This is a genomic window from Guptibacillus hwajinpoensis (assembly GCF_001039475.1).
Classification (GTDB): Bacteria; Bacillota; Bacilli; order Bacillales; family Guptibacillaceae; genus Guptibacillus; species Guptibacillus hwajinpoensis.
On record NZ_LELK01000004.1, the window covers coordinates 1,180,425 to 1,199,017 of the forward strand.

Sequence of the window (18,593 nt, forward strand, 5' to 3'; positions counted from 1 at the left end):
AACGGCTTTTTTTTAATTATATTTGAAAGCGGTTTCTTTTAATGAGAAAATAATATGGAATTCAATAAGAGGGGGATATCGATGGAACAGTTAAAAGTTGGGACATTATCGATCACATGGCTTAGAGGTGGCGTAACGCACATGGATGGAGGCGCCATGTTTGGTGTCGTTCCAAAACCACTTTGGAGCAAGAAGTACCCTGTGAATGAAAAGAATCAAATAGAGCTTAGAACAGATCCCTTGCTACTCCAATGGCAGGGAAAGAATATTCTAGTGGAATCAGGTATTGGATTAGGGAAACTCGATGATAAGCAAAAGAGAAATTATGGTGTACATGAAGAATCAGATGTTCGTTCCTCGTTAGAAGAACTTTCGCTATCGGTAGAGGACATTGATATTATTCTAATGACACATCTCCACTTTGATCATGCGAGCGGATTAACAGAAGCGGTTGAAAATAGATACAAATCGACTTTTCCAAATGCTGTGATATATACCTCTGTAGTAGAATGGAACGAGATGAGAGATCCTAACATTCGTTCAAAGAATACATATTGGAAAGAAAATTGGGAAGCTGTAGAAGATCAGGTGCGCACTTTCAGTGGTTCTTATGAAGTCCTTCCAGGGTTAATGATGCACCATACGGGTGGACATAGTGATGGGCATTCCATTATTACAATGGAAGAAGGCGACGAGTATCTAATTCACATGGCTGATTTAATGCCAACTCATGCTCATGCAAATCCACTCTGGGTACTCGCGTATGATGATTACCCTATGACATCCATTTATGCAAAAGAAAAATGGATTAAAGATGCTGTTGAGAAGAACGCGTGGTTTATCTTTTATCACGATGCGATTTATCGAGGGCTTAAATGGGATGAATCCTATAAAGTATTGGATGAAGTGAAGCGGGAAAGATAAGTGTAAGGAAGACTGGAGATTGCGCAGTCTTCCTTTTTTATTTGGAAGTTTCCGCTCCATTAAGCTATGTCTGATCGATTTTATTAATTGTCTTTCATAACCAACAGTCATTTTGCAATTTCTTAGATAACTCTTTTGGTGAATATATTTGATTGATATTGATTGTTTTTGAATTAATTTGATCGGAAATGATTGACTTCTGAAAGTGCTTTCATTATACTGTGATTAGAAAGTAGGTGATGACTTGTTAAATGCAGAGCGTCAATTCATCATTTTACAAGTTTTGAAGGAACAAGAAACAGCGACTGTACATGACTTAAGTGAGGTTACAGGTGCTTCGATGTCGACAATACGTCGCGATCTTGTCCAACTAGAGAACGAGAATAAGCTTAAACGCGTTCATGGAGGTGCATCTCTTTTTCGCTCAAAGTGGACGGAGCCGTCACTCGGTGAGAAATCCAGTCAGAATCTGGATGAGAAAGCTAAGATTGCAGCTTATGCCGCTGAGTTAGTAAAAGATGGTGACTGTATTTTTCTTGATGCGGGAACAACGACACAAAAAATTGGCGAGTTCTTGCATGGTAAAGAGGTTATTGTCGTCACGAATGGGTATCAGGTTATTGAGAATCTTATGGCAGAAGGAATTACAACTTATATCGTAGGTGGAAAGTTTAAAGCAAGAACTGGAGCTATGACAGGTTCAAAGGCGCTTGAAAGCATTGAAACTTATCGATTTGATAAATGTTTTATTGGAATAAATGGTATTCATGAAACGCTCGGGTACACAACAGCTGACCCAGATGAGGCAATTATCAAGAGAGCCGCGATAAAGCTCTCACGAGAGCCGTACATTGTCGCGGATTACTCCAAAATAGGTGAATCAGCCTTCAGTAAAGTGGCGGACATAGAAGAATGCACAATTATAACGAATGAACATCCTGATATTAACTACGATGCAATTAAACATACAACAGTAGAAGTGGTGAAGATATGATATATACAATTACCTTAAATCCATCTGTAGATTATATTGTCCAACTTGATAACCTCAAGACAGGGCTAGTTAATACGGTTGATCAAGAAACGAAAATTGCTGGCGGTAAGGGTGTAAACGTAACGCGAGTTCTTAAAAGGCTCGGTCATCAATCCACTGCTTTAGGTTTTGTGGGTGGGTTTACAGGTCAGTTTATCGAAAAGTCCCTTAATGATGAGGAATTATCTACCAAATTTATTCACGTTGAAGGCGACACACGCATCAACATTAAACTCAAAAACAGTGAAGAAACTGAAATCAATGGATTATCCCCATCTATCTCGGAAGATTATGTGGATAAATTATTTGAGCAACTTTCTCAAACAGTCCCAGGTGATTTGGTCGTGATGGCAGGTAGCGTTCCTGCAAGCATTAATCAGTCAATCTATTCACGCATTCTTCATTCTTTACCAGATGGTGTACAAGCCATTGTAGACACGAAAGGAAAAGCGCTGGAAGAAACATTGAAAGCAAAACCATTTCTTGTTAAACCAAACCATCATGAGCTTGGCGATTTATTTGGAGTTACAGTGACAACAGTTGATGATGCTGTGAAGTATGGCAAGAAAGTTCAAGCAATGGGCGCAGAGAATGTGATTGTTTCTATGGCGGGAAATGGCGCAGTATTAATTACACAAGAAGATATTCTTTTTGGAAATGTCCCAGTTGGTCACGTTAAAAACTCGGTTGGAGCAGGTGACTCAGTGGTTGCTGGCTTTCTAAGTACTTATATAGAAACAGGAGACCTCAAGGAAGCATTCCAATCAGGTATTGCAGCAGGAAGTGCTAGCGCATTTTCATCAGGATTTTGTACGGAAGAGGAAGTCCAGACATTACGAAAAAAAATTTCGGTTAAACCGTATGATAATGGGGGAGGTCAAAGATAATGAGAATCACAGAATTATTAACTAAAAAGACAATGATTCTAGACCTTGAATCAAGTTCCAAAGATCAGGTTATTAATGAACTTTCTGCAAAACTAGATTCAGCTGGTCATTTACAAGACCTGCAAGCATTTAAAAAGGCCATACACGCGCGCGAGAACGAGAGTACAACAGGTATTGGTGAAGGTATAGCGATCCCGCATGCAAAGACTGCTGCTGTAAAGGCACCGGCTATTGTATTTGGCCGCTCTGAAGTAGGGATAGACTATCAATCTCTTGATGGTCAACCTGCTCACTTGTTCTTTATGATTGCAGCAACAGAAGGTGCAAACCAAACTCACCTTGAAGCTCTTTCAAGATTATCTTCTTTCTTGATGGATACAGAATTTCGCAAAGGACTTTTGAAAGCGCGATCAGAAGAGGAAGTTATTCAGGCGTTCGATCAAAAAGAAGAAGAAAATGAAGAGACAGAAGAAGAGGAAGAATCAAATCAACTATCTGGGAAAATTCTTGCTGTAACTGCCTGTCCTACAGGTATTGCTCATACTTATATGGCGGCAGATGCATTAAAAGCAAAAGCAGCTGAATTAGGATATGGCGTTAAAGTGGAAACCAATGGGTCAGGTGGAGTTAAGAATCGTCTTACTGATGAAGAGATACAGAGAGCGCCAGCCATAATTGTTGCAGCAGATACAAAAGTGGAAATGGATCGCTTTAAAGGCAAAAAGGTGATCGAAGTACCTGTCGCAGAAGCGATTCGAAAACCAGCAGAGCTATTAAATCGAGCTACTAGCGGTGATGCGCCAATCTACAATGCGACAGGTTCATATGAAGATCAAATTAGCGAGAAGAAAAACGAAAGAAAAGGCAAGCAGTCTCCTTTCTATAGACACTTAATGAATGGTGTTTCAAACATGCTTCCTCTCGTTGTTGGTGGTGGTATTTTAATCGCACTTTCCTTTATCTTTGGTATTAATGCCGCTGATCCTGATGATCCGAGTTATAACGCTTTTGCAGCAGCGCTTAGCACAATTGGCGGTGGAAATGCGTTTGCCCTAATGATTCCTGTCCTTGCTGGATTCATTGCAATGAGTATCGCTGATCGTCCTGGTCTTGCTCCTGGTCTTGTCGGTGGTCTAATGGCTTCAACGAATGGTGCTGGATTCCTAGGAGGGTTAATTGCCGGATTTCTAGCCGGTTATGCTGTTCTTCTTCTTAAAAAGCTGTTCTCAAATCTACCACAGTCACTTGAAGGATTAAAGCCAGTATTGCTCTATCCATTGTTTGGTATCTTTATTACTGGAATTGTTATGATGTATGTTGTAATCGAACCTGTGGGTGCTCTTAATACTGGTCTTGAGAATTGGTTAAGTGGTATGGGCACAACGAACAAATTACTACTTGGTTTAATTCTAGGTGGAATGATGGCAGTCGATATGGGTGGTCCAATTAATAAAGCAGCCTTTACGTTTGGGATTGCGATGATTGATGCTGGTAACCTTACTTATCATGCCGCTATTATGGCAGGTGGTATGACGCCCCCACTTGGACTAGCACTTGCTACAACGCTATTTAAGAAGCGTTTCAACCAAACAGAAAAAGAAGCAGGGAAAGTTGCGTATGTGATGGGCGCATCATTCATAACAGAGGGAGCGATTCCATTTGCGGCAGCTGATCCTGGACGAGTGATCCCTTCCATCATTGTTGGATCTTCACTTGCTGGTGCGCTAACGATGCTATTTAACATTGCACTACCAGCGCCACATGGTGGAGCGTTTGTCATGTGGTCAGTAAATAATATCTCACTTTCCCATATCCTTCTTTATATTCTTGCGATCGTAATCGGTACGATCGTTACAGCATTATTGGTAGGGATATTGAAGAAGTCGAAACCAGAAGTACAGGCATAAAAGTATGAAAAGGTCCCAACAAGGGGCCTTTTTATTTTATTTCTAGTCTATGCTAGCTCATATTGTTGCTTTTGAAACAATTATTGAATAAAAAACCATATTTTGCTGATTGGAGAGGAAGGCTGCTCACCGCCCGCCCCGCGGAAAGCGAACCTATACAGTAAAAGCAACAAAGTCTACGAAAAGAGCTTTCTAAAAAGATGAAGAAGTGCTATATTACCATAATGTGTAAAAAGTCCAGTCGGGATGAGAGAGTGTGAGAAGGCGTGAGACACGATATATGCCCATCTCGTAAATACAGTTTATGCTGAGATACAAATGTTAGCGTTTTCACTTACTATCTTACGAGTATGCTCATTTATTACTGTATTAAGGTTGAAGCGTTCTGAAAGCAGTGTTAGTATAAATGACCGTAGATGATTTTTCGGAAATCCAAAGGAGGCAATCATGCTAGAAAATAAAACCGTAACGTTTATCGGAGCGGGTTCAATGGCAGAAGCAATGGCAGCAGGAATGATTGAGTCAGGTACTATTGAACCTGAACGTATTATTATGACAAACAGAAGTAATGAACAACGTCGTCAGGAACTTATGGAGAACCATGGCGTATTGGCGACTCAGAGTATAGAATTCGCAGTTCGTGAAGCTGACGTTGTTATCCTGGCTATGAAGCCAAAAGATGTTGAACGTGCGCTAGAAGGAATTGAAGATTTCATTACAAATGAACAACTTCTACTTTCCGTTCTTGCTGGAGTACCTTCATCATTTATTGAAGAAAAACTGGAAGGTGAACAGCCAGTTATTCGCGTTATGCCGAACACATCAAGTATGATTGGGAAATCAATTTCTGCTCTTGCAGCAGGAGAACATGTATCTGATGAGCAGGTAACAATTGCCCGCGCACTTATTCGTTCAATCGGTGAAACAGTTGTGATTGAAGAAGAACAAATGGACGTATTTACAGGTGTTGCAGGAAGCGGACCAGCTTATATTTATCATGTAATTGAGAGCCTCGAAAAAGCAGCAGTCGAGGGAGGCATTGAAACCGAAACCGCTCGTAAAATGGCTGTCCAAACTGTACTTGGTGCAGGAATGATGGCAGAGCAATCGGAAGATTCTCCTTCAGCTCTTAGGAAGAAAGTGACTTCTCCAAATGGTACAACTCAAGCAGGACTTGAAGCATTGTATGAGAACGGTGGCGGAGAAGCGATTGAAGCTGCAGTCGAAAATGCGGCTACTCGTTCAAAAGAAATTAGTAATCAATTTAATAAAAAACCAGTTACACAGTAAGAACCGGTAAAAACCGGTTCTTTTTTTTTCGATAAGATAGTTAGAGATCCTAATATGAGGGGTACAATCAGTAGTGAGCTGGATGATCTGTCCGGGTTTTCCTCGTATTGGATGTTCTTTTCTTCAAAATGTTAGTAGAATAATAGAGGGAATATGATATGATAAGAATTGGATAATTTGTTTGTTAGAGGAGGAAAAAATGATGAAAAAAGGAATTTTTGCTCTTATTGCTGCATTTTTAGTCGCATTTCCTTTTGCGGGTACAGCAGCGAATGCTGAAGCGCAGGTTAGCGATGAAGTTAAAAAAGGTGTTACGGGTTACCTGGAAGAGGAACACTATGATTATGATAAAGGTTCTCTCAAAATTCAGGAGGCTGAAACTCTCAAGGTTGATAGTTCAGCAGATAAAGAATTCAGCCAGGTTACTATGATGGTAGTAGACTTTGGTACAGTACGTGACAACATTTTCTTTGAAGATCATACTCAGGTCCTTTTCTATGACACAGATGCAAATGCTATTATTCCTGATACGCAAGTTTTAGATTTGGAGAAAGCAAAAGAGTTTAAAGATAGCCATGAAAGTGGTCAGCATCTTAATATGGGCGTCATTCTATTTCTAAGTGCAATTATGTTTGTAGTTCCATTCTTTATTGGTTACATGTGGTCAAAAAACAAATATTCTACACTAAGCTTTAAATTGAAAAACAATGTATATGAAACAAATTCTACGTTCTAAATGTAGAATGAATTAAAATCCCCCTTCGATTTGGATCGAAGAGGGATTTTTTATTGAGATTGCAAGTCAACGAGTGTTCCTGTTTCTGCATCAACCATGAAATCAAGCTGTAGAAGCTGTCCATCTTTCTCACAAGTGAGACCGCCAGAATAGACGGTAAATGGGAGATTGTATTTCTGTACTGAATCTGTTTTCATATGAATCCATGAGCCTTTAATTGTATACACAGGCTTTACAGCACCTTTTACAGCTTTTAGTGCTTTCTCGGGTGATAGATACGTTTGTCTTGAAGCGATTGAAGCCGCTGAAATAGCTGCAGCACTGGCGCCTATAAGCGCACCTACTAAAACATCTCTCGTTCTCATTCTCCTGAAGTCTCCCTTCTAAAACTAACCTATTTCGTTTCCTTCTTCAGTATATCGGAAGTTCTGGTTCCAACCAAATGTTTATGCTGAAAATTCATCACACTAGCAACACTTATTCAGATTCGATACAATAGAAAGGGAAAACAGGAATGATGAAAGGGGATACATATGAAAGAAGAGACGCTATCACTATTTAAAACGCTAACAGAATTACAGGGAGCACCAGGATTCGAACATGATGTGAGAAAGTTTGTGAAGGGTGAAATTAGTAAATATAGTGATGAAATCATTCAGGATAACCTTGGAAGTGTTTTTGGAGTAAAACGAAATTCGGGCCCAAGAATTATGGTCGCAGGACATATGGACGAAGTAGGCTTTATGGTTACTTCAATTACTGAAAATGGCATGTTACGTTTTCAGCCACTTGGTGGATGGTGGAGTCAAGTGCTTCTTGCACAGCGCGTCGAAGTTATGACGAAGAATGGACCGATTCCAGGTGTCATTGGGTCGATCCCTCCACACTTGCTTGATGATGCAACACGTAATAAACCAATGGCGATTAAAAACATGCTTATTGATATTGGTGCAGATAACAAAGAAGATGCAGAGCGAATTGGTGTTAAGCCGGGACAACAAATTGTTCCAACGTGTCCATTTACGCCAATGGCTAACAATAAGAAGATCATGGCGAAGGCTTGGGATAACCGCTACGGAGTCGGACTTGCGATCGAACTTCTTAAGGAACTTCAAAATGAAGAACTTCCAAATGAATTGTATTCTGGAGCAACCGTCCAAGAAGAAGTTGGTTTAAGAGGTGCGCAAACGGCGGCGAACATGATTAATCCAGATCTTTTCTATGCCCTTGATGCAAGTCCAGCAAATGATATGACCGGCGATAAAAATGAATTTGGACAGCTTGGAAAAGGAGCGTTATTAAGAATTTATGACCGCTCAATGGTAACGCATCAAGGATTAAGAGATTTTGTCCTTGATACTGCTGAAAGCAATGAAATCCCTTATCAATACTTTATTTCACAAGGTGGAACGGATGCAGGACGCGTTCATTTATCAAATAATGGCGTACCTTCAGCTGTTGTTGGGATTTGTTCAAGATACATTCATACGTCATCTTCTATTATTCATGTTGATGATTATGCTGCAGCAAAAGAATTGCTTATCAAGCTCGTTAAATCAACTGATCAAACGGCAGTCGATAGCATTCGTTCGAACGTGTAAGTGAAAGGGGCCTTAGCGGCTCCTTTTGTTTGTGGAAATGGATTATATTATAAGGCTCTTTTCGTAGACATTGTTGCAATAAGAGTGGGTTAATTTCCGCTCCAGGATGCTCGCTTTCCGCGGGGCGGGCGGTGAGCCTCCTCGTCGCTTACGCTCCTGTGGGGTCTCACCTGTCCCGCTAATCCCGCAGGAGTCGAGCATCCTTCCGCTACAATTAGCGAAGTGTGGTTTTTTATTCAATGATTGATTCAAAAGCAACAATCTTTTAGAAAAGAACCTATTAAAAGAATTGAATGTCAATCTAGGGAGGTTCGTTTTAAGTGCAAATTGCAGTAGGATCGACTAATCCAGTGAAAGTGAATGCTGTAATCGCCTGTTTTGGTGAAGCGGTAGAAGGTATCTCCGTTCCATCTGGAGTGCGAGATCAACCCTGGGGTGATGAAGAAACAATAGTTGGTGCAAAACAACGAGCGAAGGCAGCGATGGAACAAGCAAAAGCTACTATCGGAATAGGGCTTGAAGGTGGAGTACAGTTAATTGATGACCGCCTTTATTTATGCAATTGGGGTGTGCTTGTTGATGAAGGTGGGATGGAGATTGTTGCTGGTGGAGCAAGATTGCCACTTCCAGAGGAGATTAAAGTAAAAATGGTTAAAGGTGAGGAATTAGGTCCAGTTATTTCAGCGTTTGCTAAAAGATCCGAAGTAAACAAAAAAGAAGGCGCAATCGGTATCTTTACCAACGGCGCCATAACGAGGACGAACATGTATAAACAAATCGTAGAAGTTCTGCTCGGTCAATATCACTTCTATACTCGTTAGTTTGTTTCGAAAATATAAGACAATGCTTTAAGCGCTTGCTCCTCAGTCTCTACTACAACTTGTGCTTTGTTTGCAATCTCTTTCAATGGATGATGCAGTGATTCAGGACGAATAAGAATCAGTGGCTTTTGAAGAGCAATTGCGGTGCCAGCATCCATCGCGCTGTTCCATTGTTTATAATTCTCCCCAAACAAAGCAATCACAACATCCGATTTATTAAGGAGTACTTGTGTTCTAAGGTTATTTATTTCAGAAGCCGCTTCATCTTTAAAGATCGCACTCGGCTGTTCACCTTTAATTTCTTGGCCAATGTTATCAGAGCGATCGTGATTTTCCATTGGACCTACGAAATGAATAGGAAGTTCCATTTGTTTAGCTTTGTTCTTTAATTCACTGCGCCAGTTATCGTGAATTTGTCCAGCAAGATAAACAGTTAATTCCATTGGTAACGCCTCCTTAAATTTGGTAACGAAACGATTGTATCATGGTGTTTCAGTATATTCCCAGTAAAGTGAATGCCGTATTGTGCTAATAATGAAGAGTATACTATTCGTAGTTATGTTGGAAGGAGAGTAAGATGAAAGATTATTTGCAGAAGAAGGGAATTACACTGTCACCTAGGGTGTATTTTATTACTGCCTTAAGCTATATGGCGCTTGGGCTTTTCTCTTCGCTTATTATTGGACTTATTCTTAAAACGATAGGGGGACAAGTTTCCTCCCTATCATTCTTGGTTCCAATTGGTACACTCGCTATGGAGTTAATGGGTCCTGCCATTGGTGTGGCTGTGGCTTATGGTCTTGGTGCTCCTCCACTTGTTCTTTTTGCTTCATTACTAGCTGGGGCTGCAGGAGCTGAACTCGGAGGGCCAGCTGGAAGTTACGTAGCAGCCATTGTAGCAGCCGAAGCAGGGAAGATTGTTTCAAAATCAACAAAACTAGATATTATTATTACGCCGCTTGTTACAATTTTCGCTGGTTTTGGAACTGCATCGCTAATTGGACCTGGTATCAATACATTTATGACGAATTTTGGTTCACTTATTATGTGGGCAACAGAGCAACGTCCGATCTTAATGGGTGTTATCGTTGCGGTTCTGATGGGACTCGCTTTAACAGCCCCAATCTCAAGTGCTGCAATTGCCATTATGCTTGGCTTAGAAGGACTAGCTGCAGGAGCTGCGACAATCGGTTGTGCTGCTCAAATGGTTGGTTTTGCTGTAAGCAGTTATCGTGAAAATGGTTTCGGTGGTGTCATCGCGCAGGGGATTGGGACATCCATGCTACAAGTAGCAAACATTGTTCGTAATCCATTGATATTAATTCCTCCAACAGTAGCAGGTGCAATTATTGCTCCATTTGGTAGCGGTTGGATTATGATGATGAACAACTCTGCAGGAGCTGGAATGGGTACAAGTGGATTTGTAGGACAGATTATGACGTTAAACGTTATGGGAGCAAGTGGAGGAGTATGGCTTGCAATCATCCTGTTGCATTTCATTGGACCCGCAGTGATAAGTCTGCTAATATCCGAATTAATGAGAAGAAAAGGTTTCATTCGCCCAGGTGATATGAAAATAAATACAGATTAATCATAGGAGGATCATTATGAAGAAATTCGAAAAACACGAAGAATATTTAGAGGCAATTAAAGAAGGGAAGTCTGTACTACTGTTTTCTGCAGACTGGTGCCCGGACTGTAGAGTTATTGAACCATTTCTTCCAGAGTTAGAAGAGAAATATTCAGAGTTAGATTTCTACTATGTGGATCGAGACGACCATATTGACCTTTGTCAAGAAATGGATGTTTTTGGTATCCCAAGTTTTGTTGCTTTCCAAGACGGCGAAGAAAGTGGTCGTTTTGTAAGTAAGCTTAGCAAATCACAAGAAGAAATTGAAGAATTCCTTACTACTGTAAAGTAATAATGGACAAAGCTACGCTCTGCGTAGCTTTGTTTTTGTATTATTGCTTTTCATGGTATGATAAAGTGACAGCTTAGTACGTATATGGTGGTGAAAAAAGATGGAACCAAAAGATTTGAAAAAACTGCTCGAGAATCGACTTCAACATGAAGAGCGTGAGCTTACATACGATAGGAAAGAAGAGAAGTTAAGGGTAGAAGATAAGACATCTGGAAAAGGAATGAGTCTTGGACTTAAGGGGCTCTCCGCAAAGTATGAGGAGCGGAAAGAGAAGTTACTTGATGAAGTGGTTCATCATGTAGAAGAAACCCTTAAAGCAATGAAAGAAACCCAAGAACTTAATGGGAAAGAAAATAATATATTTCCTGTTATACGATCAGGCTCATTTGCTTCTGAAACAGAGGCGGGTGTTCCATTTGTATTTGTAGAACATACTGCAGAAACAAGAATTTATTTCGCTCTTGACCTTGGTAATTCTTATCGATTGATTGATCAGGATTGGCTTGAGAAAGAAGGTTGGACAAAAGAAGCGTTACATCAAGTATCCATGTTTAATCTTCGCGGGCTTTCTACAGAAATGAAGACAGATACTGTTGCTGGAAATACTTTTTATTTCTTAAATACGAATGATGGATATGATGCGAGTCGAATTCTAAATGACTCGTTACTCGAGCGAATGGCGAGTGAAGTAAAAGGAGAGCTTGCGGTTGCTGTACCACATCAAGACGTGTTAATTTTTGCAGATCTTGAGAATGAACGCGGATATGATGCACTAGCCCAACTTACAATGCACTTCTTTTCAAGCGGCCTTGTGCCAGTAACTGGTCTACCTTTCATTTATGAAGATGGGAAGCTTGAACCAATATTTATTATGGCTAAGAACAAACCAAAAAAATAATCACTGGTAAAAGGAGTACAAGGAATATGAACATGTTTTACAACAAAGAAGGCATTGGAGACACTTTAATTATCACGCTAAGTAGCACCGAACGGGATGATAAAGCTGTTGAACGAAATGGAAATGTAGCACGTATTTACAGCAAAGAGACAAACAAAACAATTGGTTATAATGTGTTTGATTTTACTACAATCGATCAAATTGAAACAGCTGGCGTAGTTGATGGAAATGAGGAGCTCATTTCATCAATTAATACAGTAATTAAAGAGAATGGATTCACAGATGAACTTACATTCGATGCGTCTCCTAAATTTGTTGTTGGCTTTGTTGAAGAAATGGAAAAACACCCCAATGCTGATAAGTTAAACATTTGTCAGGTGAACGTTGGAGAAGAAAAGCTACAAATCGTTTGTGGAGCACCTAATGTCGGCGAGGGGCAAAAAGTTGTTGTTGCAAAAGTTGGAGCAGTAATGCCCTCTGGAATGATTATTAAAGATGCTAGCTTGCGTGGTGTCGAGTCTACTGGAATGATCTGTTCAGCTCGAGAACTTGACCTACCGGATGCACCTCAGGAAAAAGGGATTCTTGTCTTACCTGATGATTATGAAATCGGATCTGAATTCAAAGCCTACTAGGATTTTTTCTAGTAGGTTTTTTCTTTCTGTAAAGAAGGTAATAGGGATATAGAACCTGTTTTACCATTTTTAGACGAAGAAGTAGCATTTTTAACGAAAGATTTTAGAAACAGCCTTACAATGATAGGGGATTTTCCGATAAAATAGAAGAACAGAGCGAGATAAAAGGGCTTAATTAGAAAAGGTGATAGTAATTGGATAATAATTGGATGAAAAAAGTGTGGAATAAATTATTTGATGTTGATGAAGAAGAAGAAACGATTGAGAAGAGAAAGGAAGACCCTCCAGTTCGGAAGCGAGCACAGGATAACAATCCGATTGATCGAAAGCACTCTATTGGAAGAATGGAAAATGCAAATCGGAAGAGTGAAGCGAGAGTTGTTCACCAATATCCAAGGGAAGGTAATTTCCGCTTTCCTCTTATTCCTGATCAATCGAACAATAGAACAAGGAAAGATGTGAAAACTGAAAAACAAGAACGGAATGAAAATGAAAAACCGGCACCTTCTTGGTCGGAGCAGCATCAGTCTAAGAAACAGGGCCCGGCTAAAAATAATGCTAGGAATACTACTAGAAATACTAAATCAGCTGAACCTGAAACCGAGAAAAGCAAAAAGTTTACTGGTGTAAACTTTAAACCATCAGATATTCCATCACCGATCTATGGATTTAGTAAGCGCCCTGTCGTTGAAAAGATGGAAGAAGCTGCCAAAAGCGCACCAAGTAACTACTACACTTCTCTAGATGAAAACAAAACGATGGAGAAGTTAATTCGAGATACAGAAACCTATACTCCTAAAGAAGAGGTTGACCAATCGATCAGTGTTGAAGCAAGTACGTTCGAGAAGAAAGTAAGCCAATTGAACGATTCTCAGACTCAGGCTACTAATGATCAGCATGAAACACAAATTGATTCGTCAGTAATTGAAGAAGTAGGTAACGTAGCCGCAGAACATGCAGATGGAAATGTAGTAGAAGAACCAATTCAGCACGAAGAATATGAGCCCGTTGAAGAAGTCTACGAACCAGCAATGGCTGAAGACAGAGACGTAGAAGAAGATGTAACTTTAGAAGAAGACACAGACGTAGAAGAAGATGTAACTTTAGAAGAAGACATAGACGTAGAAGAACATATAGCTTTAGAAGAAGACTCAGAACTTGAGAATCAGGTAGCTTTAGAGGAAGACTCAGTCCAGTATGAATCTCAGTATGTCGATCGTTCTGAAAATCATGAGTCGCGTGAAGTTATCCATGCAGAATCAAATGAATCAGAGACAGCTGAACTAGCTCAAATTAGTAATGTTGAAACAGCAACTACATTAGAAGATAAGCAAGAAGATCAGAATGGTGAAGAAGAAATTCAAGAGCAACAACCACAGTCAAAACGAGAAGAAGGTAGGCCAAAACCACAGGTTCCTTACAATGTGATGATGCTTGCGAATGATAGAAGACATCTTTCTAAGAAACCAGTATCTGGAGCTGAATACAAGCTTCCTCCAATATCGCTTCTAGATATTCCCCCTCGAAATGAGGGTACTGATGACCAATGGCTTCAGGAGCAGCGGGAGCTATTGGAGTCAACTCTAGAAAACTTTAATGTCCAAGCGCGTGTAGTTGGGGCTACGATGGGACCAACAGTTACAAGATTTGAAGTTCAACCAAGTCCTGGAGTGAAAGTAAATAAAATAACGAACTTAAGTGATGATATTAAACTTAGTCTAGCTGCTAGAGACATTCGAATGGAAGCTCCTATTCCTGGGAAAAACGCCATAGGGATTGAGGTGCCAAACCCGACAAGTAAGCCAGTGTTCATTAGAGAGATTGTAAGAAGTGGTGCATTTCAATCCGAAGGGTCCCTCTTAAATGCAGCCCTTGGGTTCGATATTGCGGGCGAGGCAAAAATAACAGACATACAAAAAATGCCTCATGGTCTGATAGCAGGTGCAACAGGCTCAGGTAAAAGTGTTTGCATTAACTCTATTCTAGTAAGTCTGCTTCTTAAAGCGAATCCTAGCGATGTGAAAATGTTGCTGATCGATCCAAAAATGGTTGAATTAGCTCCTTACAATGGTCTTCCTCACTTAGTGACTCCTGTCATCAATGATGTTAAAGAAGCAACAACCGCATTAAAATGGGCAGTTGATGAAATGGAAGAGCGTTATGAGAAGTTTGCGGCTGCTGGGGTTCGGGATATTAAGCGATACAATGAAAGAGCGATTAATCATGGGGAACCGCAGCATAAACTTCCTTACATTGTAATCGTTATAGACGAGCTTGCGGACCTAATGATGGTGTCTCCTCAGGACGTCGAAGATGCTATTTGTCGAATTGCTCAGAAAGCAAGAGCATGTGGAATTCACTTGCTTGTTGCAACACAGCGTCCTTCAGTTGATGTGATTACTGGACTTATCAAAGCTAACATCCCAACGCGCATTGCGTTCTCAGTATCGTCACAAATTGATTCCAGAACAATCCTGGATGCTAGTGGAGCTGAGAAACTACTCGGGAAAGGCGATATGCTTTGCCTTGAGAATGGTTCATCTAAACCGGTACGATTGCAGGGCAATTTTGTATCAGATGAGGAGATTGAACGCGTCACTTCATTTGTTAGAAAACAGCGAAAGCCAAATTATTTAATTAAAAAAGAAGATTTGATGAAAAAACAGCAATACAATGATCAAGAAGATGACTTATTTGAAGAAGCCTGCATGTGGGCTTTTGAGCAAGGGCAAGCCTCTTCTTCAGCATTGCAAAGACGTTTCAGAATTGGTTTCAACCGCGCTGCAAGATTGATCGAAATGATGGAGGAGCGAGGGCTAGTATCTGAGGCGATGGGTAGTAAGCCTAGAAGCATTCTTATGAATAAAACAGATTTTGAAGATGCCTTCTTTAAAGATATGCACGTCTAGTGCATATCTTTTCTACTTGTTTTCTATAAGCTAGTTCTATATGATATATAGTGTTAAACTAGTATTGGATTTATAGTCAGGTAAGTGAATGGTTGAACATAGAGAGCTCACATTCGAATGACGAAACTACTTGAAGGAGCCCCATTATGAAAGAAATTGAACTTAAGATGCAAGGCAAAATAAAAAGGCTAACAAATCGAACCTTTAAATTTGATGAGCGTGTAAGAGAAGGATGGTTTTCTGCAGTATACTTTCTAAAAACATGTGAGATTGTGGAAGAGTTCAAACCAGATAACGTGGTTACCATGCAGTTCTTTCAAAAACACGACGCAGTGCTTTGTGGAACAGATGAAGCAATTGCATTGATTAAAACATTTGCCAAAAATCCAGACGACCTTGAAATCGACTCTCTTAAAGATGGAGATAAAATTTCACCATTCGAAACGGTTCTCAAAATCAAAGGACCTTATCAAAACTTTGGTTTTCTCGAAGGAATAATCGATGGTATTCTAGGCAGAAGGACTTCTGTCGCTACCAATGTATATCATGTAGTTAAAGCTGCTCGCTCGTCTGGCATACAGAAGCCTGTTATCTTCATGGGTGACCGTGACGATCACTACACCCAGCAGGCTGGAGATGGGTATGCTTCTTATATTGGTGGTTCTACTGCACAGGCTACTCATGCAATGAACGAATGGTGGGGAAAAAGAGGAATGGGTACAATGCCTCACGCACTTATTCAATTGTTCAAAGGTGATGTAGTTGAGGCATCTAAAGCGTATTATGCTAAGTATCCTGAAGATGAATTAATTGCTCTAGTTGATTACAATAATGACGTTGTAAAAGATGCTTTACGAGTTGCTAGGGAATTCGGTGATACATTAAAGGGCGTACGTGTAGATACATCTCGTACAATGGTTGATCAGTATTTCTGGAGAAACCCGGATGTGCTAGGTACTTTTGACCCTAGGGGTGTAAATGCTGAGCTAATTTTTGCTTTAAGAGAAGCACTTGATGAAGAAGGCTATAGCCACGTCAAAATTGTAGTAAGCGGTGGCTTTACTGAAGAAAGAATAAGAACATTCGAATCTCAGAATGTTCCCGTTGATATTTATGGAGTAGGTAGTAGCCTACTTAAGGTAGACATAGGTTTTACAGGTGACAATGTGATTCTTGATGATGAGCCAGAAGCTAAAGCTGGTAGAAAATACCGTCATAATCCACGCCTAGAGCGTGTTGAATAACCAAAAAAGACAGGAACAAAATCCTGTCTTTTTTGCGCCCGTATCGATTCTTTAATGAAATAATTTATATTGTAGGCCTGTCTCTTTTTCTGCTATAATGTAGTATTGAAAAGAAAAGCAGAGCATACTTGTAATGACATCATATACTAAAGAAGGTTAAGCGGAGAAGAAATGAAAGTGTGGAGGTTCTGAAATGACTATATATCACTTTGTTGGCATTAAGGGATCCGGTATGAGTGCCCTAGCACAAATCCTTAATGATATGGGTTATAACGTACAGGGATCAGATGTAGATAAACGTTTTTTTACTCAGGAGGCCCTTGAACAAAAAGGTATCACTATTCTCCCCTTTGGAGAAGAAAATATAAAAGAAGATATGATTATTATCGCCGGCAATGCATTTGATGATCAGCATGAAGAGTTAGTACGCTCAAAAGAACTGAACCTTCCTGTCTATCGTTATCATAAGTTTCTTGGTGACTTTATTCAAAAGTTCACTAGTATTGCGGTAACTGGTTCTCACGGGAAAACGTCGACAACTGGTTTGCTTTCACACGTTGTAGGCGCTGCTGAGCCAACTTCTTACCTAATTGGAGATGGCACTGGAAGAGGCGTCAAAGACAGTCAGTATTTTGTATTTGAGGCTTGTGAATACCGTCGTCACTTTTTATCATATCAGCCGGACTATGCCATTATGACAAATATCGATTTTGACCATCCAGACTATTTTGTAGATGTCGATGATGTGTTTTCAGCATTCCAGGATATGGCAATGCTTGTGAAAAAGGGTATTATTGCTTATGGAGATGATGCGTATTTACAGCAAATCCAGACCAAAGTACCTGTAGTATTTTATGGATTTGATGACCAAAACGATTTCCAAGCAACAAATATTAAAATAGATGAGAATGGAACAACGTTTGATGTACATGTGCGTGATGATTACTATCGTACGTTCCAAATTCCTATGTATGGCAAGCACAACGTGTTGAATGCTTTATCAGTCGTTGCTCTTTGCCATTACGAGAATCTCCCTGGTGATGCTGTTGCAGCTCAGTTAATGAACTTTGAAGGTGTTAAGCGTAGGTTCACTGAAAAGGTGGTTGATGGTCAGGTTCTAATTGATGATTACGCACATCACCCTACTGAAATTAAAGCAACTATTGAATCAGCTCAACAAAAGTATCCAGATCGTGAAGTAGTAGCGATTTTTCAACCGCATACGTTTACTCGAACGAAGACATTCCTAAATGAATTTGCTGATACTTTAAAAGAAGCAGATGTCGTTTATTTGTGTGATATTTTCGGATCTGCACGTGAAGATTCTGGTCAGTTAAAGATAGACCAGTTGATGGAAAAAATTCCTAATTCACATCTAATTACAGAAGAATCCATCCAACAATTAAGTGAACACAATCATGGTGTGCTTCTTTTCATGGGTGCTGGTGATATCCAGAAATACCAAGAAGCATATGAAGCAGAGAAAACATCTATTTAAAGAAAAGGCTCAAGCAATTAAGTGAACACAATCATGGTGTGCTTCTTTTCATGGGTGCTGGTGATATCCAGAAATACCAAGAAGCATATGAAGCAGAGAAAACATCTATTTAAAGAAAAGGCTCAAGAGCCTTTTCTTTTTTTGGTTAAGGTTTTGATAATCGCTTTTGCTAAACAAATCAGAGATGTTATAAAAAAAATTAAAAAAGGAATAATGAAACGTGTAACGAATTGTACGTAGTAAGGTGGACTCATTTTACTTATACCTGTGAAATGATAAGCGTGTGTT

General features: G+C 39.9%; 17 protein-coding genes. 15 read left to right on the forward strand and 2 right to left on the reverse strand.

Annotated elements, in window-relative coordinates:
- Window positions 1–81: 81 nt before the first annotated feature.
- The 6 genes from AB986_RS15905 (at window position 82) to AB986_RS15930 (ending at window position 6,777) form a co-directional block, all read left to right on the forward strand.
- On the forward strand, window positions 82–924 hold the full coding sequence (locus AB986_RS15905; protein ID WP_048312266.1) for a YtnP family quorum-quenching lactonase: 843 nt from the start codon (window positions 82–84) through the stop codon (window positions 922–924).
- 244 nt (window positions 925–1,168) lie between these two features.
- Complete coding sequence (locus tag AB986_RS15910; RefSeq protein WP_048312267.1) at window positions 1,169–1,918, forward strand: DeoR/GlpR family DNA-binding transcription regulator; 750 nt, start codon at window positions 1,169–1,171, stop codon at window positions 1,916–1,918.
- Window positions 1,915–2,844: a 1-phosphofructokinase gene (gene pfkB / locus AB986_RS15915; protein WP_048312269.1), complete on the forward strand. Its 930-nt coding sequence runs from the start codon at window positions 1,915–1,917 to the stop codon at window positions 2,842–2,844. The genes AB986_RS15910 and pfkB overlap by 4 nt, the downstream gene beginning before the upstream one ends.
- A complete protein-coding gene (locus tag AB986_RS15920) occupies window positions 2,844–4,751 on the forward strand; it encodes a PTS fructose transporter subunit IIABC (protein ID WP_048312271.1) in 1,908 nt (635 codons plus the stop codon). The genes pfkB and AB986_RS15920 overlap by 1 nt, the downstream gene beginning before the upstream one ends.
- Window positions 4,752–5,198: 447 nt before the next feature.
- A complete protein-coding gene (gene proC, locus AB986_RS15925; RefSeq protein WP_084006602.1) occupies window positions 5,199–6,041 on the forward strand; it encodes a pyrroline-5-carboxylate reductase in 843 nt (280 codons plus the stop codon).
- Window positions 6,042–6,240: 199 nt separating this feature from the next.
- A complete protein-coding gene (locus AB986_RS15930) occupies window positions 6,241–6,777 on the forward strand; it encodes a hypothetical protein (RefSeq protein WP_152671014.1) in 537 nt (178 codons plus the stop codon).
- Window positions 6,778–6,827: 50 nt separating this feature from the next.
- Here the strand turns inward: AB986_RS15930 and AB986_RS15935 are convergent, their stop codons facing one another.
- Window positions 6,828–7,142, reverse strand: a complete 315-nt coding sequence (locus AB986_RS15935; RefSeq protein ID WP_048312274.1) for a hypothetical protein — start codon at window positions 7,140–7,142, stop codon at window positions 6,828–6,830.
- 168 nt (window positions 7,143–7,310) lie between these two features.
- Between AB986_RS15935 and AB986_RS15940 the strand changes: the two genes are divergently transcribed.
- Both AB986_RS15940 and AB986_RS15945 read left to right on the forward strand, forming a co-directional pair.
- On the forward strand, window positions 7,311–8,378 hold the full coding sequence (locus AB986_RS15940; RefSeq protein ID WP_048312276.1) for a M42 family metallopeptidase: 1,068 nt from the start codon (window positions 7,311–7,313) through the stop codon (window positions 8,376–8,378).
- Window positions 8,379–8,698: 320 nt separating this feature from the next.
- Window positions 8,699–9,199 carry a DUF84 family protein gene (locus tag AB986_RS15945; RefSeq protein ID WP_048312279.1) on the forward strand — a complete coding sequence of 167 codons (501 nt, stop codon included), beginning with the start codon at window positions 8,699–8,701 and terminating at the stop codon, window positions 9,197–9,199.
- Here AB986_RS15945 and AB986_RS15950 read toward each other — a convergent pair.
- Entirely contained in the window at window positions 9,196–9,642 is a 447-nt protein-coding gene (locus AB986_RS15950) for a YtoQ family protein (RefSeq protein WP_048312280.1), read from the reverse strand. The two genes, AB986_RS15945 and AB986_RS15950, sit on opposite strands and share 4 nt — an antisense overlap.
- A gap of 134 nt (window positions 9,643–9,776) precedes the next feature.
- Between AB986_RS15950 and AB986_RS15955 the strand changes: the two genes are divergently transcribed.
- The 7 genes from AB986_RS15955 (at window position 9,777) to murC (ending at window position 18,305) form a co-directional block, all read left to right on the forward strand.
- Window positions 9,777–10,790, forward strand: a complete 1,014-nt coding sequence (locus AB986_RS15955; protein ID WP_048312281.1) for a PTS sugar transporter subunit IIC — start codon at window positions 9,777–9,779, stop codon at window positions 10,788–10,790.
- A gap of 16 nt (window positions 10,791–10,806) precedes the next feature.
- The gene (locus tag AB986_RS15960; RefSeq protein ID WP_048312282.1) at window positions 10,807–11,121 is read left to right on the forward strand and encodes a thioredoxin family protein; all 315 of its coding nucleotides are present in this window, start codon (window positions 10,807–10,809) and stop codon (window positions 11,119–11,121) included.
- A 100-nt stretch (window positions 11,122–11,221) separates the two neighbouring features.
- Complete coding sequence (locus AB986_RS15965; RefSeq protein WP_048312283.1) at window positions 11,222–12,019, forward strand: DUF1444 domain-containing protein; 798 nt, start codon at window positions 11,222–11,224, stop codon at window positions 12,017–12,019.
- Between the two features lie 26 nt (window positions 12,020–12,045).
- Window positions 12,046–12,654, forward strand: coding sequence for a YtpR family tRNA-binding protein (gene ytpR / locus AB986_RS15970; RefSeq protein WP_048312284.1), 609 nt, complete (start codon window positions 12,046–12,048; stop codon window positions 12,652–12,654).
- A 209-nt stretch (window positions 12,655–12,863) separates the two neighbouring features.
- Entirely contained in the window at window positions 12,864–15,563 is a 2,700-nt protein-coding gene (locus AB986_RS15975) for a DNA translocase FtsK (RefSeq protein ID WP_084006630.1), read from the forward strand.
- A 146-nt stretch (window positions 15,564–15,709) separates the two neighbouring features.
- Window positions 15,710–16,807 carry a nicotinate phosphoribosyltransferase gene (locus AB986_RS15980; RefSeq protein WP_048312285.1) on the forward strand — a complete coding sequence of 366 codons (1,098 nt, stop codon included), beginning with the start codon at window positions 15,710–15,712 and terminating at the stop codon, window positions 16,805–16,807.
- A 193-nt stretch (window positions 16,808–17,000) separates the two neighbouring features.
- The gene (gene murC / locus AB986_RS15985; RefSeq protein ID WP_048312286.1) at window positions 17,001–18,305 is read left to right on the forward strand and encodes a UDP-N-acetylmuramate--L-alanine ligase; all 1,305 of its coding nucleotides are present in this window, start codon (window positions 17,001–17,003) and stop codon (window positions 18,303–18,305) included.
- The last annotated feature ends 288 nt before the right edge of the window (window positions 18,306–18,593 follow it).